This window comes from Sorangium sp. So ce375 (genome assembly GCF_051473855.1).
Taxonomy (GTDB): domain Bacteria; phylum Myxococcota_A; class Polyangia; order Polyangiales; family Polyangiaceae; genus Sorangium.
On the sequence record NZ_CP150335.1, the window covers coordinates 2,150,420 to 2,175,369 of the forward strand.

Below are 24,950 nucleotides of genomic sequence, written 5' to 3' on the forward strand. Positions count from 1 at the left end.
ACGAGTTCCGAAGCACGTGGAGCCGCCTCCTTCGTCACGAGGGGATCGTAGCACGAGGCGCCCGTGGCTCGTGGATCCCGCGACGCGCACCGCCGCGGCCGCCAGGTTTACGCCCGTCCCCGATAGATCGAGTCGATGTGCAGCACGCGCTCGGGGTGCTTCAAGAAGCGCCGTTCGAGCTCCGTATGATGAAGCGCATGGCCGCCAACGCCGTGGAGCGATTGGTGAGCGCCGCAGGCAGCGACGAGCTCGTCGATGGAGGCCTGGGGTAAGCCGCAGATCGAAACGTCGAGCAGCTCGAGCGCCGCGTGCTCGCGAAGCAAGCGAACGAGCGCGCTGACCTCCGGCCGAAGCAGATTGGTCTTTTCGCCCAGGTCGCGCGTGCTCAGGTACGTGCCCAGGTTCAGGCTGCGAAGCTTCGGACAGTGGGCGATGAGTCCGTCCACGAGCCGCGTCAAATCCGGTCGATCGAGGCCGATCGAGCCGAGATCCAGGCGTTCGAGGCGGGCGAGCGCACCGGTCTCGAGCAGGTCGACGAACGCATCGCAGCCCGGGTTGCCCAAGCGATTGAGCGACAATGACAGCGACACGAGCGAGCTCGGTTCTGGCAGCTGTCTGGTGAACAGACGGCGCAGCGCGGCGATGCTGCGCGGTGAGAACGCATTGGCAGCAGCGTACAGGTGGCGGAGATGCAGAACGCCACCTGCGGCTTCGAAGGCGTCCGCCAAGGCTTCGATGCCCTCGTCGAATAGACCCGTGTTGTGCACGTCGAGGAGCGACAGGGTGCTGTTCTTGGCCAACAAACGGCCGAGATGCGCTGCGCCTCCCGCGCCGAGCGGATTGCGCTTCAACCACAACGCGCGCGCATGGCGATTGTCTTCGAGCGCTTGGGCAATGATGCTCATGTCCTCCGCGTCGATGCGATTGCCTGCGAGGTACCAGGTCTCGATCGTCACCTCGGGATTGGACATCAGACGCGCGAACGCACGCGCCCCTTCATCGCCCGCGCCCTGGCACGCGATGTTATTTCCGAGCAGGAAGTGCCGCACCCGGCCCCAGCGCGGCGCGTGCGCCGCGCTGAACGGTCGCTCCACGGCTTCGCACAGCGCGGCGATGTGAGCGGGCCCCACGACCTGCTTGCACAGGTCCATGCGTTCGTCCGCGTAGTAAGCGCCGCGCTGGAAGATGAGCGGTGCCTCGCCGAGATCCGGCGGCGAGGAGCCGAGGCGCTCCGGATCCCGCAGAAAGTCGAAGAAGGGAGCGAGCTCGTGCGCGGGCGCGACCTCTACCGGCATGGCTTCGGGATAGGCCACGGCCATGGACACCGGCTCGCCGTCGACGAAACGCAGCGGACGAAGTGCCGGGTGACCCGGCTTGAGCGAGCAGCTCGGTGTCCTGCTTTTGAGTTGTGCTTCTTTTTGTGCTTGCGCGCGCGAACGCAGCTTGCGCACGAGATCGCGAAAACGCCCATAGCTGGATACCGCGGTCTTGTCGCCCTCGACTGGGAAGAGACGCAGCGCGAGCTGGTTGGCCACGGGGTCCGTTGAGAGCTGGCGATTGGAGTTCGCGGGCAGGTTCAGCGCCAGGTCGGACACGGGCAGCCCGGCTTCGAGGGCACGGCGATCTTCGGCCAGGCGCGTAGCCACCCGTTCGACGTAGGTCCCGGTGTCGGTCACCTCGCCGAGCTCGGCGTCGAGCGAGGGTGTGGCCGCCTCCGGAAAGAAGCGCCGCGTTTCGAAACCATAGTAGCCGCTGATCTCGGCCAGCTGAAGCGCGCTGAGCACCGGCTCGGCGGCGCGCGTCGCGTCGATCACCTCACGCAGATGTTGCGCCTGGGTCGTGTGAAACACGACTTCGGCACCGAGCTGTTGTGCCCAACGCAGCATGACCACCGCGGTCGAAACCCCGAGCGACCGCGCGAGGCGCACGAGCGGCGGAAACTCGAGGAATTGCCCGCGCGCAAGCACCGTGTGTCCTTGCACGCGGATCCCCTCCGCGCGGCACAGCGCCAAGAGTGGCTGCACGGGTCCGACAAAGGGGTGGAGCTCCACTTGATTCACCGCGGGGCGACGGCAAGGCTCGCCTGTCACGCCGTCGCAGAGCATCAGCAGCTCCTTCAAACGCGCAGCGGAATAGTTCGAAACCCCGATTTCATTCACCAATCCGCGCGCGACCGCGGCATCGAGCGCGCGCCACATCGCGGCGGGCAGCGGGCGATGCAGCAGCACCAGATCGAGCGCGCGACCGAGCCGCACGACAGAGCCTTCGACCGCCCGCAACGTTTGATCGAACAGCAGATGCTTGAAGATCTTCGTACAAACACGAATCTGCGGCAGCTCGGGATGCGCGGCTTCGAAGGCGCGCACCGCAGCGAATACGGCCGGCTCGTTCTTGTACAGGTGGGCCGTGTCGACGCTGCGCACCCCCGCTTCGAGCGCGCTCGTCACCAAGCGCGCGGCCGTCTCGCCGCTGACTCGGTAGGTGCCGAACGTGAGCGCGCCGCGCAGGGCCTCGCTCGGCTCTGGCTCGGCCACGGGCGCAGGAGAAGTGTCTAAGAATGACGCGAGAGCTCGATCGTCAGCCATATTGATCCTCCAAACCCGCCGATCGAAGGGACCCCAGAATCGGCACAGGGGCCCGAGGCGATCCCTCGCGTCCCCTGCCACACCACCCGGCGTGCGGGTCTGGCCCGGGCGGTTCGAGGAGCACGTTCCGAAAGAGGGCTGAATACATACCTGTTGAGATTCTTTCGAACCTCGGTCGCGCAGTCAAGCAGCCGCGGCCGGGGCGCCGCGCGCCACACCACGCACGCTCCGCCCCCCGCGGCTACCCTCCGAGGCCGTCGTCGGGGTGGCGCGGCGGAGCGCGCCGCTCGCCTGGACGCGCGCCGGCGATCTCTCGGAATCGACGGAACCGAACGCCGGCCTGTGTGTCGAAATGTCCCCGGCGCCTTGGTCGCCTCCGGCCGGGGACATGCCGACAACCCTCGTTATCATTCACGGAGCAGCTCGATGGGAACTCATGCCCCTCCGAGATCCCAGGGGATCCGCCAGAGAAACCGAGCGATAGCGAGCGGCCGCCGGAAACAGCAGCGATTTTATGTTTCCGCCTGTTTTGACGCTGAGGGTGGCTCCGGTGTGGCCGAGCGGGGCGCCCTCCGCCCCAGCTGCGCCTCGCGCCGGATGACGCGCAGCGTGTCGATCGGCGCGCTCGAGCTCAGAACCGGGTAGAGATCCTTCAGGAAGTGGATCGTGTGCGAGGCGTTGCCGACGATGCTCGGTGAAGCGGGCGTTGACACGTCGACCACGTAGAAGCACGCCTGCCCCGTCAGGCACGGCTTCGCGAGATGGACCCTGCTCGCGGCGACATCGATGAGGACCGTCCCTGAGCTCCCAGGCACCGTCAGCGTCGCGAGCGTGGTGGGCGCCGTGGGGTTCTGGAAATCCACGACGTAGAGCTTGCCGTACGAGGGCACGTAGAGGATCTGGCCCTCGAGCCCGAACACGGAGCTCGAGGACTGACTCCCCGCGACGTTCCCGATGACGTTGCTCTTCGTGACGAGGGTCGGCGCCGCGGGGTTTAGGACTTCGAATACGCAGATATAGCCGATGCTGCAGAGCTCCTCGCCCTCGCGAGCGAGGGCGAGCAGCCGATCCGGATCTTGAGCCACTCCCCGGGAGGGCACGTCGAGTCGGGTGACACGATTCACGATGTGATTCGCTTCATCCGACCCGAGGTCAAGATGATCGGCACCGGATGGGTCGCCAGCGCCGGCGCGTTGATCTTCGCCGCCGCGAGGAGGGAGAACCGGTTCGCGCTCCCGAACACGCGCTTTCTCTCGCACCAGCCGCTCGGCGGCATGCGCGGCCCCGCATCGGACATCGAGATCGAGGCGACCCAGATCATGGCCACGCGCGAGCGGCTCAACCGCCTCTTCGCCGAGGCGACCGGGCAGGAGCCCGCGAAGATCGCGCAGGAGACAGAGCGCAACCTGTGGATGACGGCGCGCGAGGCCCAGGCGTACGGCCTCGTGCATCGCGTGATCGCGAGGGCGCTGGAGGTCTGAGACCGGGCCCGAGCCGCGCCGGCGACGGCTGGGACAACGGAGATCCTTTCAGAGGGCGCCGCACAGCGCGTTGCCCAGGGTCCGCGTATCCGAGTCGCGGATCCCGCAGCCATAGCCGGGGCCGTCCATCGAGCCGCCGCCGTCCAGACGCGCGATGTCCCACGTGCCGAGCTTGCCGCACAGCTCCGCCTGCCGCGCCCGCGCCTCCTTCGGCGAGATGAGGGCCGAGCCCGCCGGGCACGGCTTGTCGCCGACTGGCCTCACGAAATCGAGCTGCACGCAGACCGTGTTCCCGAGAGAGCGGCTGTCGACGTCGCGGATCCCGCAGCCGTAGCCGGGGCCATCCATCGACCCTCCGCCCGCGAGCCGCGCGATGTCCCACGTGCCCAGCGTGCTGCAGATGGACGACTGATTCGCCCGCGCCACCATCGAGTTTGCGACCGTGTAGCCGCTCGGGCAAACGCCGTCGCCGATCCCCCTCGTGGACTGCACGGCCTTCTTGCAGACCGAGTGGCCGAGGCTGCGGGTATCGGTGCTGCGGATCCCGCAGCCGTAGCCGGGGCCATCCATCGACCCTCCGCCCGAGAGCCGCGCGATGTCCCAGGTGCCCAGCTTGCTGCAGACGGCCGCCTGATTCGCGAGCGCCTCGGCCGCCGTGGCCAGGCTATAGCCGGTGGGACAGGCGGTATCGCCGACGACCCTGGTGGCCACGCCGAGCGCGAACGACGCTTCGGCCACCTCGCGCTCGCTGTCCACATCGTCCACGCCCACGCTCTCCTCGAGGGAGCCCGAGCTGTCGGTCGAAGCGGCGCAAGCCACGGCGGAGGCCATCACGGACGCGAGGAAGGCAAAACGAACGATCTTCATGTGAATCTCCAGCGCTCCTGCGTGTTTACCCAACGTTGCAGGGCCCGCTCTCCGGCAGGATCGGCGAGCGATTTCATCGATGCGACGCGGGGCAGCCATCGCAGCGATCGTGCCAGGGGCCTCTCGGGGCGCTGGCGCAGTTCACCCCACCGGGATCGTGTGCACGCGCCCGATAGGTCAGCAACTCCTTGCCGGCGGGCAAGACCTTGCCGGCAAAGAGTGGCCGCGGTGGATCTCCGGGAGCGAGATTGCCAGGACAAGGAGGAGCACGGAAGGGAGCACGCCGCGGACGGAGGGCACCCACCGGTACGGCGCGGATCCGAGCCCGCCCGCCTCCGAGCCGGGCATCGAGCAGGAGGAAGCCCAGGCCATCGGAACGGGCAGCCACGGCGCGGACCCAGCGTCGGGGAGGCCGCCTCCCGGGTGAGCAGCGCCAGGAAGATGGCGGCCCCCGGGCGCCATCCTGAGCGCGTTCTTTGAGGGGCGACAAACGAAGCCCCCTCAGAAAACTTGTCGAAGTCCTCCGAGGGGGCTCGCCTCCGAGTTGCCAGAAACGGAGGAGCCCATGTTCGACCAGTTCACGCTCAAGGGCGAGTTCTTCGCGACGTTGGAGGCCCTGGACCGGGCGATCGCACGGCGGGTGGGGGCGAGCCGGTGCCCGGCGTGCGGGGGCCTGCTGCACGCGGGCAACTACCCCCGCAAGCCGCGAGGCGCGCTCATCGCGCCGGAGGGCGAGGCGTTCCTCGTCCGCTTCAGCTTCTGCTGCGGCCGCGAGGGGTGCCGCCGGCGCGCGACGCCCCCGTCGCTTCGATTCCTCGGCCGGCGCGTGTACCTCGGCGTCGTCGTGATCGTGGCGAGCCTTGTCGCGCAGGCGCTCGGCGCCGCCAGCGCGCAGCCGACCGGCGTTCCGCGGAGGACGACGCGCCGATGGCTCACCTGGTTGCGTGGCCCCTTCCTCGCGAAGGAGGTCCTGCTCGCGATCCGCGTCCGTCTCGTCGGCGTCGATGTCGGCGGGATCCCAAGGTCAATCATCGAGCGGCTCCCCGGCACGGCCGACGAGCAGATGCGCACGATGCTCCACCTGCTCGCGCCGCTCACGACGGGCTCGGTCCTCGATGGATCACGTTTTCTGAGGGACATCGCATGACCACGGCGCCACGCAGAAGATGTCATTCGGCGTGGATTCCGCGGTGAGATAGGGTTTCCCCGCCCGGTAGGTCCGTTCGCCGACCGCGCAGGAGACCTCATGAGCCACGAGCACCGGACGCGCGCGCGCCCGCCAAGGGCCCGTCTGCGCCTTTCGATCCGGAGGAGGAATCGATGAGCCACGACGACCAGGCGCCCATGCGCCTGCGCTGGGCGCGGATGCGCTTCTCCATCATCAGCCACCTGCTCGCCTCTCCGCCGGAGCCCGGCGAGCTCGCGAGTCGGATCGCCGAGCTCGCCGCGAAGTCCTGGCGACACCCGACCAAGGGCTCGGTGATCCGGCTCTCGCCCAAGACCATCGAGCGCATGTACTACGCGGCACGCAGCGCGGATGACCCGGTCAGCGTGCTCGCGCGCAAGGTCCCGAAGCACGCCGGCTCGCAGCCGAGAATCACGACAGCGGTCGCGTCCGCGATCGAGAGTCAGTACCGCGATCACCCGCGCTGGACCTGGCAGCTCCACCACGACAACCTCGTCGCGCTCGCAAAGACAACCCCCGCGCTCGACCCGGTGCCCAGCTACACCACAGTGCGCCGCTTCATGAAGGCCCACGGCATGTATCGCATCCAGAGGAGGCGCCAAGGCAGGGCGGTCGAATCGGAGCTCGTGCCGCGCGAGACGCGCTCGTACGAGCTGGCCTATGTCAACGCGCTCTGGCACTACGACTTCCACGAGGGCAAGCGAAAGGTCGTCACGGCCAGCGGGGAGCTGAAGACACCCTATCTCTTCGGCCTGCTCGACGACTGCTCGCGGGTGTGCTGCCACGCGCAGTGGTACCTCGACTGCGAGAACACCGAGAACCTCGTGCACGGCTTCAGCCAGGGGATCCAGAAGCGGGGGCTGCCGCGCGGCGCCTACAGCGATCGTGGAGGTGCCATGAAGGCCGCCGAGATGCGGGAGGGGCTCGAGCGGCTCGGCATCGCGCAATATCTCACGCTGCCGAACAGCCCGCATCAGAACGGCAAGCAAGAGCACTTCTGGACGCTCGTCGAGGGGCGGCTCATGCCGATGCTCGAGGGCGAACCGAACCTCACGCTCGACTTGCTCAACACCGCGACCCAGGCGTGGGTCGAGCAGGAGTATCACCGCACCGTCCACAGCGAGCTCAAAAAGACTCCGCTCGATCGCTACCTCGAAGGCCCCGACGTGAGCCGCCCGAGCCCCGACTCCGATGCGCTGCGCCGGGCCTTCCGCATGGAGATCTCGCGCCACCAGCGTCGGAGCGACGGGACGGTCACGATCGAGGGCGTGCGCTTCGAGGTCCCCTCGGCCTACCGAGTGCTCGAACGTCCCCGGATTCGTGTCGCGCGCTGGGATCTCTCCAGCGCAGAGCTCGTCGACCCGCGCTCGGGCGAGCACCTTGCAACGCTCTTTCCGCTCGACAAGGAGCGGAACGCGGACCGGGCGCGTCGCGCGCTCACCGAGATCACCGCGCCGCTGGCTCCGTCGAGGAAGCCCCCCGGAATCGCGCCGCTCCTGCGCCAGCTGATGGCCGAGTACGCGGCCACGGGCCTGCCGCCCGCCTACCTGCCCAAGAACACGGAGGACGATTGACCATGATGAGTCGACTCCTGTCTCTCTACAGTTTGAAGTACATTCCCTTCCGCGCCGATGTGCCCGCGGAGGCCCTCTACGTCTCGCCGCCCGTCGACGCCTTCCTTCGTCGCGTCGAGCTCGGTTTGGCCCACGGCGGCTTCGCCATGCTCACCGGCGATCCCGGAACAGGCAAGAGCATCGCGTTACGCCTGCTCGCTGCGCGGCTCGGCGCCCTGACCGACGTGGTGGTCGGCACCATCGAGCATCCTCAGAGCAGGGCCGGCGACTTCTACCGCGAGCTCGGTGATCTCTTCGGGGTCCCGCTCTCGTCCAGCAACCGCTGGGCAGGCTTCAAGGCGCTTCGCTCGCGCTGGGCCGAGCACTTCGCCACGACACTTCGGCGACCCGTGCTGATCCTCGATGAGGCGCAGGAGGCGAGCACGCCCGTGCTCAACGAGCTGCGCATCCTCTCCAGCAAGGACTTCGATTCGAGGCAACTGCTCTGCGTGGTCTTCGCCGGCGACTCCCGCCTCCCCCAGCGTCTCCGCACTGCCGAGCTCTTGCCGCTCGGCTCGCGCATCCGCCGCCGGCTCGTCCTCGACTACGCCTCTCGCGACGAGCTGCTCGCGTGTCTCGACCACGTGCTCGCCGCCGCCGGCAACCCCTCCTTGATGACCGCGGAGCTCAAGGCCACGCTCGCCGACCACTCCGCCGGAAACTACCGCGTGCTCATGAACCTCGCCGACGAGCTTCTCGCCGCCGCCGCCGAGCGCGAGCTGCCGCGGCTCGACGAGAAGCTCTTTCTCGAGATCTTCGGCGCGGCCCCGAAGCCCAAGTCCGCGAACCGCAAACGGTGAACCAGGAGGCGCCCATGCCACGCACCGCCAACGTCACGCTGCCGATCCCCGAGCCCCTCGCGCTGCTCGACGCCACGTTGCTTTTCCTCATCCAGGTCCTGCTCGCGCAGCACCCCGATCTACTCGCGCCCCCCGAGGAGCCCGCGCCCCGCACTCCGGGCCTGCGCGCGGCCCGCCGCATCTTCGAGGCCGTCCGCGAGCTCCACGCCGCGCTCGACGGCTACCGCGCCTTCCTCCCCGCGGATCACTCGCGGGCGCTCGGCGACGAGCGGCCCGGCGACGACATCCCGTTTTGAGACGCCCCCGCCCGCGCTCGGCTCATAACGCCGCGCGTCCCTCGATCTTCGCGCTCAAAGCCCCTCAAACTTCGTGCTCGTGTCCGTCCTGGCGTCGCGGCCCGGCCATGCCCAAGGCCGTGACGGCCATGACGCCGCGCGTCCCTCAAACTTCGTGCTCCGCACCCCCTCAGACTTCGCGAGCACGCTCACGGGTGCTGGTCTCCGGCGCCAGCGTCTCCGGTCTCACCGTCGCCTATTGGCTCGCCCGCCACGGCTTCGCGGTCACGGTGGTCGAGCGTGCGCCGCATCTACGCCCGGGCGGGCACGCGCTCGACGTTCGGGGGCCGGCCCTGGAGGTCGCGGAGCGGATGGGCATCCTCACCACGCTTCGCGATCGAAGCACGAGGCTGACGGGCATCTCTGTGGTCGACTCGGCCGGTCAGGAGATCTTTCGGAGCACGGAGAGCACCTTGACGGGCGGCCGGCTCGACAGCCCCGACGTCGAGATCTTGCGCGACGACCTGTGTCACGTGCTTCACGAAGCCGTGGGCCCCCGGGTCGAGTACCTCTTCGCCGATTCCATCACGTCGCTGACCCAGGACGAGTCGGGCGTCGACGTCACGTTCGTCAAGGCTGCGCCTCGCCGCTTCGAGCTGGTGGTCGGCGCCGACGGATTGGGTTCGGGGGTGCGGCGGATCGCCTTCGGCCCCGATGAGCAGTTCATCCGCGCCTTCGGCGACCTGTACGTCGCGACGTTCGGCATGCCGAACTTCCTCGCTCTCGAGCGCTGGCAGGTCATGTACCGGCAGCCGGACTCCGTCGGCGCGCTGGTCATGGGCCTGCGGAAGGATGTTCACGCGAGGACGTATCTCGGCTTCAACGCGCCGAAGGGGATCGACCACGACTTCCGCGACATCGACGCGCAGAAGCGATTGCTCGCCGACCGCGTCGCAGGCGCAGTCTGGGTCATTCCGCAGATCGTGGAGCACATGCTGCGCGCGACCGACTTCCATTTCTACTCGCTGAGCCAGGTCCGCATGAGCAGCTTGTCACGCGGGCGGATCGTGCTGGTCGGCGATGCTGGCTACGCCGTCTCTCTGGGTACGGGGCAGGCCACCTCGGTCGCGATGGTCAGCGCTTACGTTCTGGCCAATGAGCTCGCCATGCACGAGGATGATCTGGTGGGTGGCATCGCCGCGTACGAGGACGCCCTGCGCGCCTACGTGATCCGCAATCAGGACATCGCGCTGGACCAGAACGCAAAGCCTGACGAACCGACCGACGAGGGGCAGACCGCCCCCGTCGGCAGCATGCCGGACTTCGGAGCGCTGACGCTGCCGTTCGATTTCAAGAGCTACGATGGCGGCGCCGGCGATGCCCATCCGAAGCGGCGGTAGTCAGGGGCTTGCGATCTTCCTAGTACTACAGCCGCACGTCGCGGAATCTTCGCGGATTTCGATGAGCGGGCGGGCGATCGTGACGCTTGGCTCGTCCGCGCACTGGTGGAGTCCAGCTCGTTCGGCGCTCACCGACGTGCGGCTGTAGTACCAGAGCACCGTGACGAAGCCCTCGGTGGTGCACGTCGCGAGCTTGTGTCCGCAAGCGCGCAGGAGCCCGCGCGGCCGCCTCTCTTCACGTCGGCCCGGCGGGGCTCGCCCCGACTCCCTTCCTCGCCTCCTCGCCTCGACTCCCCCTCTCCTCCTCGGGTCAGGTGCGCGTGATGGAGAGACCGCCGTCGACCAGCGCGGCCGTCCCGGTGACGAAGGAGGCGTCGTCCGAGGCGAAGTAGAGCACGGAGCGGGCCACCTCCTCCGGGGTCGCGACGCGCTTGAGGGCGTGGAGGCTCGTGATGAACGCCTGCGACTCCTTCGTGCTGTTCGCCTCGTGGTACATCGCGGTGTCGACGGCGCCCGGTAGGATCGCGTTGACCCGCACGCCTTGCGGCCCGAACTCGGCGGCGAGGGCCTGCGTCAAGCCGATCAGGCCGGACTTGCTCGCGGCGTACGCGGCGGTGCCCGGGAACGCGACGGTGTAGCCGACGAAGGTCGAGGTGAAGATGACCGACCCTCCGCCGTGCTTCAGCATCGCGGGGATCTGGTGCTTGGCGCCGAGGAACGCGCCGGTGAGGTTCACGGCGAGGGTGTCGCGAAAGCCGGCCTCGGAGACCCCGGTGCTGGGGCCACCCTCGCCCAGGGCGCCCGCGTTGTTGAAGGCGATATCGAGCTTGCCGAACTTCTCTATCGCCCGCGCCACGAGGGCCTTGGCGTAGTCTTCCGAGCGCACGTCGCCGGCCAGCGCGGCGGCGCGCCCGCCGCTCTTCTCGATCTCGTTCACCAGGCGTGCGAGCTCGCTCTCGCGCCGCGCCCCGAGGATGACCTTCGCCCCCTCGGCGGCGAAGAGCTTGGCGGTGGCCTCGCCGATACCAGCGCTTGCGCCCGTGATGATAGCCACCTTGTCTTGCAAACGTCCCATGATCCTTCTCTCCTGTCCGGCGCGCGGCGTCCCAGGGGCCGAGTGACAGACGGTCAGCGTTGCTGCTCGAAAGAGGGGAGAGGGCGCCGCCACCAGCCAGCGCGTCAGCCCCTCTGACAGGCGAGAGGGTAGAGCGCGGCGCGCGTTCGCAGTAGGCTCCCGTCGGTGGAACTGGATTTCGGAAACGCCGAACGATGAAGCTCGAGGGCATCGCGACGTTCGTGGCCGTCGCCGAGGCGCGATCGCTCAGCGAGGCGGCGCGGCGCCTGCGCCTGTCGAAGTCCGTCGTCAGCGAGCGCCTGGCCGAGCTCGAGAAGAGCGTGGGCGCGAGCCTCATCCACCGCACCACGCGCAAGCTGTCGCTCACGGAAGATGGGGCGGCGTTCCTGGAGCGGGCGGTCCGAATCGTCCGCGAGGTCGAGGACGCGACCGCCGATCTCGCCGCGCGGCGCGGCACCCTGGCGGGCCCCCTCCGGCTGTCGGCGCCGGTGACCTTCGGGCGCATGCACCTCGGCCCGGCGCTCTACCCCTTCCTTTTGCAGCACCCGAGGATCGAGCTGACGCTCGATCTGGATGACCGCCGCGTGGACGCTGCCGCCGCCGGCCACGACGCGGTGGTGCGGCACGGGCCCATCGTCGACTCGCGCCTCGTGGTCTGGCGCCTTGCGCCGAGCCAGCGCGTCCTCGTCGCTTCGCCGGATTACCTGGCGCGCCACGGCGTGCCGGCGTCCATCGCCGAGCTGGAGAAGCATCGGGGCATCTTCTACACGAACCGCGGTATCGCCGACTGGCGCTTCCCGGGGCCGGACGGCGCCGTGCTCGTGAGGGCGCGCGTCGGCCTCCGCGTCAACAACGGCGACATGATGCGGGACGCCGCCGTCGCCGGCCTCGGCGTCGCTCTTCTGCCGATGTTCATCGTGGGCGCGGCGCTCAGGGCAGGTGAGCTGCGCGTCATCGACGTCGGCGCCCAGCCCGAGCCCGAGTTCATCTTCATCGCGCACACGGAGGGGCGGCGCCCCTCGGCCAAGCTCCGCGCGCTCGCCGACCATCTCGTCACCGCCTTCGGGAAGCCGCCGTACTGGGATGAAGGCGTGGGAGGGAAGATGGGCTCCTCCGCGAAGCCGAAATGAACCCGGAAGGCTGACGGGAGCGCGCCTAGGGGAGGGGGCGGGGCAACTCCCCGGGGGCTCCCGGACAGGGTACTCTGGGCGCCGCCGGGCTTCGGCTTCACGACCTGCGTGCACGCCGACGCGAGCGCGGCCGAGAGGCCGCCGACCGACCGAGACCCAAGGAGACGCCCATGACCATCGCCCTGCACAGCCTGACGACCGGGACCTTCGTACCCTTCCTGCGCAACCTCTCCGCCCTGTTCGACAAGGCAGCGGCGCAGGGCCACGACGGTGCTGCGCTCGCCCAGATCCGGCTCGCCCCCGATATGCTGCCGCTCTCGATGCAGGTGCGCTTCGTCTGCGACCAGGCCCGCTTCGGCGTCGCGCGGCTCGTGGGCGAGGAGCCGCCGGCGGTGGCCGAGGCCGACGCCGACGCCGACCTCGCCGGCTTCAAGGCCCGGATCGAGCGCACCATCGCCTACGTCGAGTCCGTCGCGGCCGACCGCTACCGAGGGGCGGAGACGCGCGCGATCGCCTTTCCGCTGGCGAGCGACCTGTCGGTCGAGTTCACAGGCGAGCAGTTCCTGCGCGACTTTGCGTTCCCCAACTTCTATTTCCACCTGGTCACGGCCTACGACATCCTGCGCAACCAGGGTGTCCAGATCGGCAAAGCCGACTACATGGCCCACATCGGCTACGCGCTGCGCGGCACCCCGCCTGCCGAGGGACGCGGACGGCAGTAACCCTCAACGGTCGCCTCTCCGGCGGACGCACGAGGCGGCGTCCCCCGGCCAACTGCGTGGCGTGTACTCGCACACATCTGATCCCGATGTCCTGTTCCACGTTGACGGCAAGGACCTCATCCGCTACCACGTCGGCGCCGGGACGAAGGACGTCGTGACGACGTTTGACTTCTGCTCGGGCGGCGCCTGGAGCCGTACGGCCACGCGTCGCTGAGCATGGTGAACGGTCACGACACCTGCCCTGCACAGGGAGCGGGGCTGTCCACGATCCCAGTCCCGGCGGCAATGCCGCCATCGGGCTCCTCGTGACATGGGATATTGCGGAGGGCACCTCGAAGGGGCCGAGCCGCACACCGTGCCCAGCCCTAGTGGCACGCGCGCCGTGTTCGGGAGCGACTGGGGCAACGGTGATACCGTCGACACCTAGGGATGGAAGCATGCACAATCCAGGCGATGTGATCGGCACCTACGGCAAGAGTCGTTCGCTTCTTTTTACCGGATGGTTTCTGGCAGCGCTGCTCGCCGGTGCGGGCGCCCTGGTGCTGTCCCTGGTACCAGGGCCGGGCAGCTCGGTGCGGTTCGAGGGGGATGTGTCGGTGCTGTATCGCGCTGGCTACGGGGCGATCGCGCTGGGCGTCGTGATCGCGCTTGGCACGTGGTGGGTCGTGGGCTCGCAGCCCGTGTTCGTGCTGCACCAGAACGCGATTCAGGCTCGGGAGCGCAGAGGCACCCGGACCGACTTCTACGCCGACATCGAGGATCTCTACACGTTTTACTTCGGCGGTATCGGCTACCGAGCGACACCTCAGGCGCCGTGGGTCTTCATTGGAGCACGCACCTCGCGCTATGCCGAGCTGAGCCAGATGTTGCGGATGCGCCATGTAGAGCAGCGCGGGGAGCGGCTCTACCGCGAGCTTCGGGCCGGTCGCTCGGTCGGCTTCCGGGCTCTGCCCGACAGCGTGGCGTTGTCCAAAACCCTGTTCGCCTCCCGCAACATGGACCATCCGATGCAGAGGATCGAGCTCACCCGCGGCCACCTCACGATCGAGGGGAAGACCATCGCGATCGAACGCATTGCCGACGTCGCATCCAACCTCTGGGCAGAGCGGTCGCAGATTCTGGATGTGGATGGCTGGGTGTTCCACACCATGCACTCGAATGCCGTGATGTCGTTCGATGTGCTGGTGACGCTGATCGCCCGCTTGCAGCAGGACGCCGCCTCTGCAGCCCGCGTCTGAGAGCGGGCATGGGCAACGCACGCGCCGGTGGGGCCGGCGCGTGCGCGATCGACCGAGGGAGTCCGGGCCCTGCGGGGCTGGGCCGCTCAAGCCTGCGCAGTACGCCTCTGATCAGCAGTCCGACCGGTGACTGCTTATCGGCATGCAGCCACTGCGCGCGGGCGATCTCAGCAGAGCCCGCGGGCGCTGGCGAGCGGCAAGGCTCCGGCAGCGGCGTCCACGCGAGCGGCGGAACACCGGTCGATAGCGAGTGGTCGCTGGAAACAGCAGCGATTTTCGTGGTTTCCGCCTGCTTCGCCGCCGAGGGCGGCTCCGGTGTGACCCAACGCGGCGCCCTCTTCCGCCGCGTCGCCCGCGGTGAAGGGCTCCTCTGAGTCAGCGCGCGCGCCGGTAGTGCATCGCCACCGCGCCGCAGCGGAGCGGCTTGGCCGAGACCAGCTCGAGCCGCCGCGTGGCGGGCAGCCCGCTCTGGTACAGGGTCGGGCCGTGGCCGGCGAGCATGGGGTGGACGAGGAACTCGTACTCGTCGATGAGATCCAGCCGATCCAGCTCGGTCGCGAGCTTGCCGCTGCCGAGGAGCACGCCGGCCGGGGTCGCGTCCTTGAGCTTCTGCACGCCCATGCGCAGATCGCCGGCGATGTGGTGGCTGTTGGTCCACGGGAAGTCCCTGCGCGTGGACGACACCACGTACTTCGGCTTGGTCTCCAGCTTGACCGCCCACTCGCGTATCGCCGGGGGCGCCTCCTCGTCGCCGCGGGCGACCGCCGGCCAGTAGCTCTCCATCATCTCGTAGGTGACGCGGCCCCACAGCATCGCGCCGCTCTCGTCCATGAGGCGGGTGAAGAAGGCGTGCGTCTCGTCGTCGACGAGCCCCTCCTGGTGGTCGACGCAGCCGTCCAGGGTGACGTTCATGGCGAAGATCAGCAGTCCCACGCGGCGAGTCTCCTTCGGAACGAGGCATCGGTCAATGCTCCGGTAGTGCAATGCGCACCGCGAGGCTCTCGGCTTTGCCATCTCGCAAGACGCTCGAGTCCGTGCAGTCGCAAAGCACAGGCCCAATCTGACGTTCTGGCAAGATGTGCAGCTGCAGGGATTCTCCACCGCGACAGTCCCGTCAGCGAAGGCGCGCTTGAGCGAGCGCCGCACCAGGCCGTCCTGCTGCGGCTCGGCTCCGAGAATCTTGACCTTGTGGAACGCGTTTGCTCGTCCTATCCGCCCCGAGCTCCGTCTGCTTGGCCATCCGCGCCAACCCACGACGTCGATACCCTTCGACATGGGCCGACGGCCTTGGAACGCGCGTTCCACGTCAAGGCCGATCGCGCCGCGCCAAACGTGCGAGCCCCGACGGCCGGCCCGCGGGGGGCCCAGCGCAGAAGAATTCAGCGCCGCAGTTCATCGAGGAAACGGGCGGCCACCGCGGCCGGCGAGCCCTCCTTCTCGTCCACGGCCGCGTTCATCTGGCGCATCTTCTGCGCGTCGATCGTCCCCGACAGCCCGCGCAGCGCCTCCAGCACCTCCGGGCGGGTGCGCGCGAGCCGATCGCTCACCAGCACGAGCGCGTCGTACGGCGGGATGGCCCGGCGATCGTCCTCCAGCAGCACCAGATCGTCGACGCTGATCCGCCCGTCGGTCGAGAAGGCGGTGATCACGTCCACCTGCTCCGCCCGCAGCGCCTCGTAGAGCAGCGACGGATCCATGCTCCGCGCCTCGCGGAACGCGAGGCCGTACACGCGCTCGACGGCGCGCCACTCTGGCCGCTGGAAGATCTCGTAGTCGCCCCCCACCCGCAGCGATCGCGCGCGCGCCCCGAGATCGCTGATGCGCCGGATCCCCAGCCGCTCGGCCTCGGCCCGCCGCATGGCGAGCGCGTAGGTGTTCTCGAACCCGAGCGCGGCGGCCACGTGGACGTTGTACCGATCGAGCAGCTCCCTCTCCACCGTGGCCAGCACCGACGCGCGGTCCGCGCTCTCCGTGCTCCGTCTCAGGACGTTCGCCCAGAGGGTGCCCGAGTAGTCGACGTAGACGTCGATCCCGCCGCTCTTCAGCGCGTCGAACACCACCGTCGATCCGAGCGATCCCAGCGTCCGCGCCGGCACGCCGGCGGCGCGCTCGATCCTCCCGGCGACGATGCCGGCGAGGATGTACTGCTCGGTGAAGGTCTTGGCGCCGACGGTGATGGACACCTGATCGCGCGCGAGGAGGGCGCGCACGACCGGGGTGGCCGCGAAGACCGCGAGCCCGGCGAAGCCGCCGAGACACAGCAGCACGAGGCGCCGGCTGTGGCGCGTGACGCCGGCGAGCAGGCCACGCACCAGGCCGTCCAGCACCAGCGCGAGCCCGGCCGAGGCCACACAGCCGATCAGCACGGCCGTGTAGTTGCGCGTCTGCAGCCCGCTGAAGATGTAGTCGCCGAGGCTCGGCGCCCCGACCGGCGTGGCGAGCGTGGCGGTGCCCACCGTCAGCACCGCCGCCGTGCGCACGCCGGCCACGATCACCGGGAGCGCCAGCGGCAGCTCGACGCGGCGGAGCTGCTCGCGGGGCGTCATCCCCACGCCGCGCGCGGCCTCGATCACCGCCGGATCGAGGCCCGAGAGGCCGGCCGCCGTGTTCCTGAGGACCGGCAAGAGGCTGTAGAGGAAGAGGCCGATCAGCGCCGGCAGGTAACCGATGCTGCGCGCGCCCAGGGCCGCGAGCACGGGCACCATGAAGGCCAGGAGCGCCAGGCTCGGGATGGTCTGGACGACGCTCGCCACGCCCAGCACCGGCCCCTCCAGGCGGCGCGATCGCGTGACAAGCACGCCCAGCGGGACGCTCACGGCCACGCCCAGCGCCAGGGCGACCAGCGTGAGCCCGAGGTGGGCGGCGAGGTAGCGCGGGAGGAGGGCGAGCTGCTCCTTCACGAAGCGTCGCCTCCAGCCGCGGGCGCGCCCGCGATCAGCGACTCGACGGCGCGCGCCTGCTCGAGCGGGCCACGCACCAGATCGGCCACGTAGTCGTCGACCGGCGCGCGCACCAGCTCGCGGCCGGGCGCGAGCTGCAGGAGGCGCCCGCGGCGCATGACGCCCACGCGATCGCCGAGGAGCAGCGCCTCGACGACGTCGTGCGTGACGAAGATCGCCGAGAACCCCAGGCTCCGGCGCACCCGCGCGAACGATCGCTGGAGGCGCTCGCGCGTGATCGGATCGAGCGCGCCGAACGGCTCGTCGAGCAGCAGCACGCCCGGCTCGGCCGCCAGCGCCCGCGCCACGGCCACGCGCTGCGCCTGGCCGCCGGAGAGCGCGTCGGGCCGCCGATCGCGGACCTCGGCTGGATCCAGCTCGACCAGCTCCAGCAGCGTGTTCACCCGACCACGGATGCGCCTCGCGTCCCAGCCGAGGAGCGCCGGCGTGATGCCCACGTTCTCGGCGACCGTCAGGTGCGGGAAGAGCCCGAGCCGCTGGAACACGTAGCCGATGCGGCGCCGGAGCGCGTGCGGCGGCACGGTGGTCACGTCCTCGCCCTCGACGCGGATGCGACCCGAGCTCGGCTCGATGAGCCGGTTCGTCATCTTCAGCGTCGTGGTCTTCCCCGATCCCGACCCGCCCAGCAGGACCACCAGCTCGCCCGGCTCGACCCGCAGGGAGACGCTGTCGACAGCGGCGATTCCATCGTAGCGCTTGGTCACCTGATCGAGCTCGATCATCCCCGCCGAGAGCGTGGCTCCTCGCGTACGACCCGGAAGCTCGAAAAGACATAGGGATAGTCCCGGCGATACCAGTTGCGGAAGCTCGGCCGGAGGAACCCCTCGTCGGTCGCCCACGAGGCGCCGAAGACGATGTCGTGCTCCCCGTCGAAGAAATCCGCCGAGTACCCCGGGTACGTGCGGGCGTACGCGACGAAGCCGGGCAGGGGCGCGAAGGGCGTGGACGTCCACTCCCAGCCATTGCCCACCAGCTCCTCGACGCCGAACGCGCTGGCGCCGTCCGGGTGGCTGCCCGTCGGCACCGGCGACCATCCGCGAAAGCCGAATTGGCCATGACGCGGCTCGCCCGGCGCGTGCCCCCACGGACGCGCGCGCACACCGCCGCTCGGCTCGCCGAACGCGGCGCGGCGCAGCTCGGCCTCGGTCGCCAGGCGCCCGCCGCGCCAGACTGCATAGGCGCGCGCCTGCTCGCCCGAGACCTGCGCCGGCCAGCCCGACGCGACCTCGAAGGAGACCGGCCCGAAGATCGTCTTCACCCCCAGCCCGCCTCCGCGGCGCACGAACGTGCGGGGCGTGAGCGCGGCCCGCGCGCCGTCCTCCATCGCCTCGAGGAAGGCCAGGTAATCGCCGTTCCGCACCGGCAACGAGTCGATGGTGAAGCCCGGGACATCGATCTCCGCGCGCCCGAACTCGTTGTCCCAGCCGAACGGGATCGCCTCGAAGTCCGCGCCGATCACCACGCGGCCCGCCGGGACGTGCCGGGGCTCGGCGGCGCGCCCCCCGCCGCCCACGAACGCGGGCGCGCCGTCGGGGCGCCGCGCGGCGCCGTGCTCCTGGAGCATGTACATCAGGGTCTCGTGGTGCATCCGCTCGTGCTCGATCACGAGCTGGAGGATCCGCCCCCGCGCGCCGAGCACGTCCTCGGCGCGCGCCAGCACGTCGGGGATGCGCGCCCGCACGGCGCGGCGGACCTCGTCGCGGTACGCGATCACCTCGGCGATCGCCGGCCACGCGTCCCTCGACGCGGCGCGGGCGCCGTCCTCGTCGGCCGGATCGATCCCGCGCTCGAACAGCACGTCGAAATCGCTCCGCATGGGCCCGAGCCCGAGGACGCCTCGGCCGATCTGGTTCCACGCGAAGGCCGGCAGGTGCCCCAGGTAGAACGAGAAGGGGTGTCGCAGCGCGATGGGCCGACGCCCCATCGACGCCTCGGGGACGAGCGCGAACAGATCGTCGCTGCGGCGCCACGCGGCGGCGAGGAGCGCCTCGAACGAGGCCTCCGTCACGCGTGGTTCCGCCGGAGCAGGGCCAGCGCGAAGAGCTGGTCGGGATCTGTGTGCCACGAAGACACCACGAGCCCTCCGGCCCGGGCCGAGGCCTGGAGCGAGTCGCGCGTGAACTTGCAGCTCACCTCGGTGCGGATCTCGGCGCCGCGCTCGAGATCGAGCCGCAGATCGAGCGCCGGGATCTGCACGCGCATCCGCCGCGTGGCCACGAGGCGCATCTCGATCCACGCCCGCGCCGCGTCGTAGAAGGCGCGGTGCGCGAACGCGTCGGGCGCGAAATTCGCCCCGAAGCGCCGGTTGATCACGCGGAGCGCGTTGCGGTTGAAGGCCGCCGTCACGCCCTCCGGATCGTCGTACGCGGCCTCCAGCCGGGCCGTGTCCTTGACCAGATCGGCGCCGACGAGGAGCGCGTCCGACGGCTCCATGGCGCGCGCGACCTCGCGGAAGAAGGCGCGCCGCTCGTCGGGGTAGAGGTTGCCGATGGTGCCCGCGAGGAAGACCACGAGGCGCCCCCCGCCCCGGCCGAGCCGCGGCAGGTCGGTGGTGAAATCACCGATCACGCCGCGGAACGTGTACTCCGGGTAGTCGGTGCGGAGGCGGCTGATCGACGTCTCCAGGAAGAGCCCGTTCACGTCCAGCATCGTGCACGTCTCGCCGCCGCCCACCCACCGCCAGGCGTCGAGCAGGATGCGGATCTTGCGGCCCGCGCCGCTGCCCAGCTCGACGAGGCGCCGCGGCCGGACGGCGCGCAGGATGTCTCCGGCGCGCTGCTCGAGGATGCCGATCTCCGTGCGCGTCGGGTAGTAGACCCCGAGGTGGGTGATCTGCTCGAACAGCTCGCTCCCGAGATCGTCGTAGAAGTAGACGGGCGGGATCTCGGGCAGCGATCGTGTGAGGCTCTCGCGCAACCGAGCGCGCTCATCGGGTGAAGGGTATGCGTCCTCCGCGAATGTGGAGCTCAACAGGACCTCCTTGAGGGAGCGCTCGGCAACGCGTCCATTGGGAGGAGAGCGGCGGACGTCAAGCATGGATCCCCGGCGTGCCGCCGTGGACGATGCTCGCTGAAACCCGTGCAGCGCGGGCGTACTCAAGGGGTGTGCAGAAAACGGGGGCAGGGCACGTAGAGCCAGCAGGGTACAGCGATACGGAAGGATGCCTTCCGCTTGGTGCTACGTCGCGATAATCTTAGGCGTTTCAGGCGTGGAAAACCTGCCTGATGGCGTAAGGCCCGTTCTGTCAACGAGCTCGTACAGTCGGACGGCACGAGTCAGGAACGGCTCCGAGAATCATGACTCTGCGGAACGCGTTTGCTTGTCCTATCGACCCGCGCCGGTGCCTGCCCCTCCGGGATTCGTGGACATGTTCCGCGTCCTCCACCCGAACGATGGCGGTTCGACGCGAGCGGCGAGGGAGGTCGCCGTCACTCCCAGCCGGACACGCCGTTCGTGTCGCGCAGGATGGCGTGGACGGCGTGCACCTCACCGCCGGACATCTTGATCATGTGCATGTCCAGATGCCCGTCCGTCATGAAGTCGAACATGGTGAGGCCGATGGCGATGCCGCGCACCTCGTCGGCCAGGATGACGCGCGGGATGAAGGTGCCGCCGGACCCAGGATCGCCGGCGCTGCAGGAGGCTCCGGTGCGGCAAGAGAAGTTGCCGCCCCCGTTCTCCAAGCGCTTGCAGGCTCCCGTGACGTCGCAGACGCCGGAGGGGAACGCGCGAAAGTACTTGTCGATCCAGCTCGTCAGCTCTTCCCGGGTGGCCCGCTCGGCCTCCGGGACCTCGTCGTGCCAGCCGATCTCGTCCGAGATGGCGATGATCGCGGCGGGATTCGAGGCGACCGCGAAGGATGCCGTGTAGTCGCCCGGGCGGACGACGATCGTCTCGATCTCCGTCATCTCCGAGCCTTCCACCTTGATGCGGAGGGCGACGGGAAGATCCCTCCCGCCTTCCGGAATCACCGCCTGAGCGCCGGCGCTGCACGCCTCGGTATCCAGGGCGCGCTGCGAGTACTTCACCTCGCCAGCGTTCCTCCAGAAGTCCGTCGCGCCGATCTCGGCCTGCACGGCGTTTTCGGTGAACTTCACGCCATCTGCCAGGGGCAGGCTGGAAGGATCCCCGACGGCGAGAGCGGCGAAGTAGTCGTCCAGGAGGCCATCCAAGAGCTCGCGCGTGCAGGCGCCACCCGGAGCGCCGCCCGACCCCGGCGCTCCGCCGGTGCCTGCTCCGGGTCCACCGCCGCTGGCTGTGCCGCCGCTCGGCTCCGCCCCGCCGGTCGGCGTCCCGCCGCCGCTGCCGCCGCCCGATGAGGCGCCGCCGGTCTCTTGCGGCGTGCCGCCGGCGCCTCCTGCGGCGCTCTGGCCGCCCGAGCCCACCGCGCCGCCCGAGGCTCCACCACTTCCGGTGCCGCCCGTGGCGTCGCCGTCTTGGCCAGGGCCGCAAGCGCCCAGCGTCAGGGCCAGGGCGACCCCGAGAGAGAGGAACGAGCTGTGCTTCATGGGCTACCTCTGCGCTGGATCAAAGCTCGCCGGTGAGCGTCGGCGGTGTCCAGTCGATGTGGTCCAGGTGGTTGGGCTTGTTGGGCAGGTCCGTAGCGAAAGTGCCCGTCGCCGTAGCGTCGTTGCCCTTCAGGAACTTGTCGACCATGGCGTTGAGGGATGCAGTGTACTGCGAGCGCCACTGGCAGTGGCTCCCACCTGCGCCCGTGTAGGCCATGTGGTCTCCGACGCCGAGCGCCTCGAAGATCATCTTGCCGACGTTGGCGGTGACCCACGCCGAGTTCCGATCGAGCCCGTTGTACATGGTGCTCGGGTTGTCCACGATGTAGAGGCCGCGTGGAGCGATGAGGCCCATCATCTCGTGCATGTCGACGGGCAGCTTGTTCGTGTTGTCGGCCCCGGCGTTGTTGCCCGTGGTGAACTGACCGAGCGCCACCTCCGAAAGCCAGCGGACGTAGCTGATGCCGTGATAGGGCCATTCGGAGCCGCTGTAGCTATCGATCGCCTCGACGAGGCGCAGGCCGACCGTGCCCCCGAGACCCGACTCCACCGGGATGGTCAAGGCGATGCGGTTGTCGAGCACGCCGGCGACGAAGGCACCCTTGCCCCAGCGTGAGCAACCCGTCACACCCACCCGGCGCGGATCGATGACGCCGGGGTTCTGCTCCAAGACGTCGAGGACGCGGCTGATCTGCCAGGCCTGTGCCGTGAGGTAACCCGCGGGATGGTCCGAGCCGTACACGCTGTAGAAGGGCCCGTTCTTCGCGCCGCTGGTGCCCGTCGACTCGATCGCGGTGAAGGTGATCGTCGCGACGCCGCTCGGAACTGGCATGCCGCTCAGGCCGCCGTAGCCGATGATGGCCGGGGCAGGCGCCGTCGCCCCGTTCATGTTCACGGTGAGGTTGAATGAGCCGCTGCCGCCGCCATCCTTGACATCGACCGTGATCCTGCTGGTGCTCACGGTACCGGACACGGATGCCTTTGCCGGGACGGGCTTGTCGCCGTAGATGAACTTGTACGCTTGCTGGAGGATCTCTTCGCGCCGGCAGGCCCACTCGCTCTTGCTCGCGATGCGGCTACCGTCCATCTTCTTGAAGGGGTCCGGCAGCTTCGAGTTCGCGGTGAGCGAAGCGACGCTCGGCATCGGTCCGACGGTGCACCCGGCTCCAGGGTTTTCCACCTCGCCCCACTCGGCGCTCTCGGCGTCGCCGCCGGCGCCACCGCCCCCGGTACCACCGGTTCCCGGCGCTCCGCCCGTTCCGGCCGGGCCCCCACCACCGGTGCTGGCTTCACCCGTCGTCACGTCGCCGCCCGTCCCGGTCGGGGTACCGCCCGAAGAAGAGGACGCTCCACCAGTGCCCGTCGGCGTCCCTCCGGTGCCGCTGCCGCCGACGCCCCCCGTGCTGGCTGCGGGGCTTCCGCCTGAACCGCTGGGATCCTCCGAGCCGCCGTCGCTGCCGCAGGCGGCGAGCATCCAGGGCAGCACTGCGAACAGGGCCAAAGAGATCGTGGGACGTGCAGTGCGCAGACGCATGTTGAGCGCTCCTCGTGAGGGGTCGTGAAACAGGAACCCGCTGGGGTCGGGCGATAGGATGGCGGACGAGGGCCCGACCCGCGAGTGCCACCGAAGTTATTCCCCACTTTGCCGGTCGTCTTCAAGCTGATTTTGTGCTACTTTTCGTAACGCTCGTGCGCTGCGCGTACCGCTCAGGTGGACTGTTCTCGGCTCTTGCAAAATGTCGATTCTTGCGAGATGCGCACCGGTGTGCCGCCGGTGCGCTGCTTCGACGGCTTGCCACCGAGCGGGCTCTTGCGTGCTTTTCGATGGACTCTATCCATCCGGCCGCAGCTGGTAATCGTCTCCTTCGCCCACGCCAGGGGCCAGGAGCAGGCCGAAGTCGATTCCCTGTTTGACCTCGATGGCACGATGAAAGAATAATTGCCTTCTATGCGAAGGTATCAAGATGCACGATCGAGCTCTCGCAGACGCTCGGCGAGTCGCCGATGAAAGATGTCTTTGGCAGGTTGAGCCGCGCCGTCGCCCTCGGGTTGGCGCGATCGGACTGGTCGTGACGGCTCGACCTCGGTAGGTTCTTCGCGATGAACGGTGACGTCGTCCGCCTCTCGTCAGCGGTGCGCGCTCGGCTCGCGCGCCTCGGCGCGAACGTGCCCCACGCGACCGCCGCCGCGCGGGCGCCGTCCAGCGGCGAGCTGAGCACCGCGCAGTTTTTCACCTTCTGGGAAGCGCTCGGCGCGTCGTCGCCGCACGACGTCGGGCTTCGTCTGGCGATGGAGACGCAGGTGCACGAGTACGACATCCCGTCGCTCGCGGCGCTGCACTCTCCCGACCTCGGCACCGCCTTGACCAAGCTCGCCCGCTACAAGCGGCTTTGCGGGCCGAAGGACATGGCCATCGACACGACGGGGAGAGAGGTGGCGATCCACACGACCTACCTGCACGCGCCAGGCCCCATGCCCCCGCGTCTGGTCGACGCATCGCTCGCCTCGCTCCTCGTGCTCTTGCAGCGAGGCAGCGGGCTCGCGCTCGCGCCGAAGCGCGTCGATCTCTCTCGCGCGCGCAGCGACGAGCCGATGCTGCTGCGTTTCTTCGGCTGTCCGCTGCGGTTCCGCGCGAAGCGCGACGCGCTCGTCCTCGAGGAGCGCCTCCTGACGACGCCGTTCATCACGCACAACGCCGACCTGTTGCAGGTGCTCGTCCCCAGCCTCGACCAGAAGCTCGCGCCCCTCGAGCATGGTTCGTTCGTCGAGCAGGTCCGCGCGGTGGTCGCTCGCCGCATGGCGGGCGAGCGGCCGAGCATCGAGAAGGTGGCGCGCGAGCTGTCGCTCAGCACGCGCACGTTACAGCGGCGCCTGGGCGAGCTGGGGGTCAGCTATCAGCGCGTGCTCGACGAGGTCCGGCACCACGCCGCGCTGCGCCTCCTGCGCACCGACGACGTCGACGTCAACGAGATCGCCTTCCTGCTCGGCTTCGACGAGGTCAACTCCTTCACGCGGGCGTTCCGAGCCTGGGAGGGGACGACCCCGAACCGCTGGCGCGATTCGATTCATTTGTGGCGCGATCGGATTTGAACGCTGGCGCCTTGCGCACG

21 protein-coding genes and 1 pseudogene are annotated in these 24,950 nt (G+C 69.3%); 11 read left to right on the plus strand and 11 right to left on the minus strand.

Annotation, left to right across the window (positions count from 1 at the left end):
• Positions 1–107: 107 nt before the first annotated feature.
• Together WME90_RS08225 and WME90_RS08230 are read right to left on the minus strand one after the other, a co-directional pair.
• A complete protein-coding gene (locus tag WME90_RS08225) occupies positions 108–2,534 on the minus strand; it encodes an aldo/keto reductase (RefSeq protein ID WP_437280530.1) in 2,427 nt (808 codons plus the stop codon).
• 563 nt (positions 2,535–3,097) lie between these two features.
• Positions 3,098–3,670, minus strand: coding sequence for a hypothetical protein (locus WME90_RS08230; protein WP_437280531.1), 573 nt, complete (start codon positions 3,668–3,670; stop codon positions 3,098–3,100).
• On the opposite strand from WME90_RS08230, the pseudogene WME90_RS08235 reads away from it, so the two are divergent.
• Positions 3,620–4,066: pseudogene (locus WME90_RS08235) on the plus strand (ATP-dependent Clp protease proteolytic subunit); the annotation flags it as partial. The gene WME90_RS08230 and the pseudogene WME90_RS08235 sit on opposite strands and share 51 nt — an antisense overlap.
• Before the next feature lie 48 nt (positions 4,067–4,114).
• Here the strand turns inward: WME90_RS08235 and WME90_RS08240 are convergent.
• Positions 4,115–4,933 (minus strand): hypothetical protein, encoded by an 819-nt coding sequence (locus tag WME90_RS08240; protein WP_437280532.1) that lies wholly within the window; start codon positions 4,931–4,933, stop codon positions 4,115–4,117.
• 565 nt (positions 4,934–5,498) lie between these two features.
• Between WME90_RS08240 and WME90_RS08245 the strand changes: the two genes are divergently transcribed.
• The 5 genes from WME90_RS08245 (at position 5,499) to WME90_RS08265 (ending at position 10,207) form a co-directional block, all read left to right on the plus strand.
• Positions 5,499–6,080 (plus strand): hypothetical protein, encoded by a 582-nt coding sequence (locus WME90_RS08245; RefSeq protein WP_437277943.1) that lies wholly within the window; start codon positions 5,499–5,501, stop codon positions 6,078–6,080.
• A 173-nt stretch (positions 6,081–6,253) separates the two neighbouring features.
• Positions 6,254–7,693, plus strand: a complete 1,440-nt coding sequence (locus WME90_RS08250) for an IS481 family transposase (protein WP_437277944.1) — start codon at positions 6,254–6,256, stop codon at positions 7,691–7,693.
• Positions 7,694–7,695: 2 nt separating this feature from the next.
• The gene (locus tag WME90_RS08255) at positions 7,696–8,532 is read left to right on the plus strand and encodes an ExeA family protein (RefSeq protein ID WP_437277945.1); all 837 of its coding nucleotides are present in this window, start codon (positions 7,696–7,698) and stop codon (positions 8,530–8,532) included.
• 14 nt (positions 8,533–8,546) lie between these two features.
• Positions 8,547–8,828 (plus strand): hypothetical protein, encoded by a 282-nt coding sequence (locus WME90_RS08260; protein WP_437277946.1) that lies wholly within the window; start codon positions 8,547–8,549, stop codon positions 8,826–8,828.
• A gap of 128 nt (positions 8,829–8,956) precedes the next feature.
• On the plus strand, positions 8,957–10,207 hold the full coding sequence (locus WME90_RS08265; RefSeq protein ID WP_437283578.1) for an FAD-dependent monooxygenase: 1,251 nt from the start codon (positions 8,957–8,959) through the stop codon (positions 10,205–10,207).
• Positions 10,208–10,517: 310 nt separating this feature from the next.
• Here WME90_RS08265 and WME90_RS08270 read toward each other — a convergent pair whose 3' ends face one another.
• Complete coding sequence (locus WME90_RS08270) at positions 10,518–11,282, minus strand: SDR family oxidoreductase (protein ID WP_437280533.1); 765 nt, start codon at positions 11,280–11,282, stop codon at positions 10,518–10,520.
• 194 nt (positions 11,283–11,476) lie between these two features.
• Between WME90_RS08270 and WME90_RS08275 the strand changes: the two genes are divergently transcribed.
• The 4 genes from WME90_RS08275 (at position 11,477) to WME90_RS08290 (ending at position 14,372) form a co-directional block, all read left to right on the plus strand.
• Entirely contained in the window at positions 11,477–12,412 is a 936-nt protein-coding gene (locus tag WME90_RS08275; RefSeq protein ID WP_437280534.1) for a LysR family transcriptional regulator, read from the plus strand.
• A 170-nt stretch (positions 12,413–12,582) separates the two neighbouring features.
• Entirely contained in the window at positions 12,583–13,134 is a 552-nt protein-coding gene (locus WME90_RS08280) for a DUF1993 domain-containing protein (RefSeq protein WP_437280535.1), read from the plus strand.
• A gap of 61 nt (positions 13,135–13,195) precedes the next feature.
• Positions 13,196–13,348 (plus strand): hypothetical protein, encoded by a 153-nt coding sequence (locus WME90_RS08285; RefSeq protein WP_437280536.1) that lies wholly within the window; start codon positions 13,196–13,198, stop codon positions 13,346–13,348.
• A 223-nt stretch (positions 13,349–13,571) separates the two neighbouring features.
• On the plus strand, positions 13,572–14,372 hold the full coding sequence (locus WME90_RS08290) for a hypothetical protein (protein ID WP_437280537.1): 801 nt from the start codon (positions 13,572–13,574) through the stop codon (positions 14,370–14,372).
• A gap of 375 nt (positions 14,373–14,747) precedes the next feature.
• Here WME90_RS08290 and WME90_RS08295 read toward each other — a convergent pair whose 3' ends face one another.
• The 7 genes from WME90_RS08295 to WME90_RS08325 all read right to left on the minus strand — a co-directional run bounded on the left by WME90_RS08295 (position 14,748) and on the right by WME90_RS08325 (position 23,374).
• Positions 14,748–15,305 (minus strand): dihydrofolate reductase family protein, encoded by a 558-nt coding sequence (locus WME90_RS08295; protein WP_437280538.1) that lies wholly within the window; start codon positions 15,303–15,305, stop codon positions 14,748–14,750.
• Positions 15,306–15,751: 446 nt separating this feature from the next.
• Positions 15,752–17,272, minus strand: coding sequence for a glycine betaine ABC transporter substrate-binding protein (locus WME90_RS08300; protein ID WP_437280539.1), 1,521 nt, complete (start codon positions 17,270–17,272; stop codon positions 15,752–15,754).
• Positions 17,269–18,054 carry an ATP-binding cassette domain-containing protein gene (locus WME90_RS08305; RefSeq protein WP_437280540.1) on the minus strand — a complete coding sequence of 262 codons (786 nt, stop codon included), beginning with the start codon at positions 18,052–18,054 and terminating at the stop codon, positions 17,269–17,271. The genes WME90_RS08300 and WME90_RS08305 overlap by 4 nt, the downstream gene beginning before the upstream one ends.
• Positions 18,051–19,340 (minus strand): SUMF1/EgtB/PvdO family nonheme iron enzyme, encoded by a 1,290-nt coding sequence (locus tag WME90_RS08310; protein ID WP_437280541.1) that lies wholly within the window; start codon positions 19,338–19,340, stop codon positions 18,051–18,053. Before WME90_RS08310 ends, WME90_RS08305 begins: the two co-directional genes overlap by 4 nt.
• On the minus strand, positions 19,337–20,302 hold the full coding sequence (gene egtD, locus WME90_RS08315; protein ID WP_437280542.1) for an L-histidine N(alpha)-methyltransferase: 966 nt from the start codon (positions 20,300–20,302) through the stop codon (positions 19,337–19,339). The genes WME90_RS08310 and egtD overlap by 4 nt, the downstream gene beginning before the upstream one ends.
• A 458-nt stretch (positions 20,303–20,760) precedes the next feature.
• Complete coding sequence (locus tag WME90_RS08320) at positions 20,761–21,840, minus strand: hypothetical protein (protein WP_437280543.1); 1,080 nt, start codon at positions 21,838–21,840, stop codon at positions 20,761–20,763.
• 19 nt (positions 21,841–21,859) lie between these two features.
• On the minus strand, positions 21,860–23,374 hold the full coding sequence (locus WME90_RS08325; RefSeq protein WP_437280544.1) for a glucuronyl esterase domain-containing protein: 1,515 nt from the start codon (positions 23,372–23,374) through the stop codon (positions 21,860–21,862).
• 566 nt (positions 23,375–23,940) lie between these two features.
• On the opposite strand from WME90_RS08325, the gene WME90_RS08330 reads away from it, so the two are divergent.
• The gene (locus tag WME90_RS08330) at positions 23,941–24,930 is read left to right on the plus strand and encodes an AraC family transcriptional regulator ligand-binding domain-containing protein (RefSeq protein WP_437280545.1); all 990 of its coding nucleotides are present in this window, start codon (positions 23,941–23,943) and stop codon (positions 24,928–24,930) included.
• Positions 24,931–24,950: the final 20 nt, after the last annotated feature.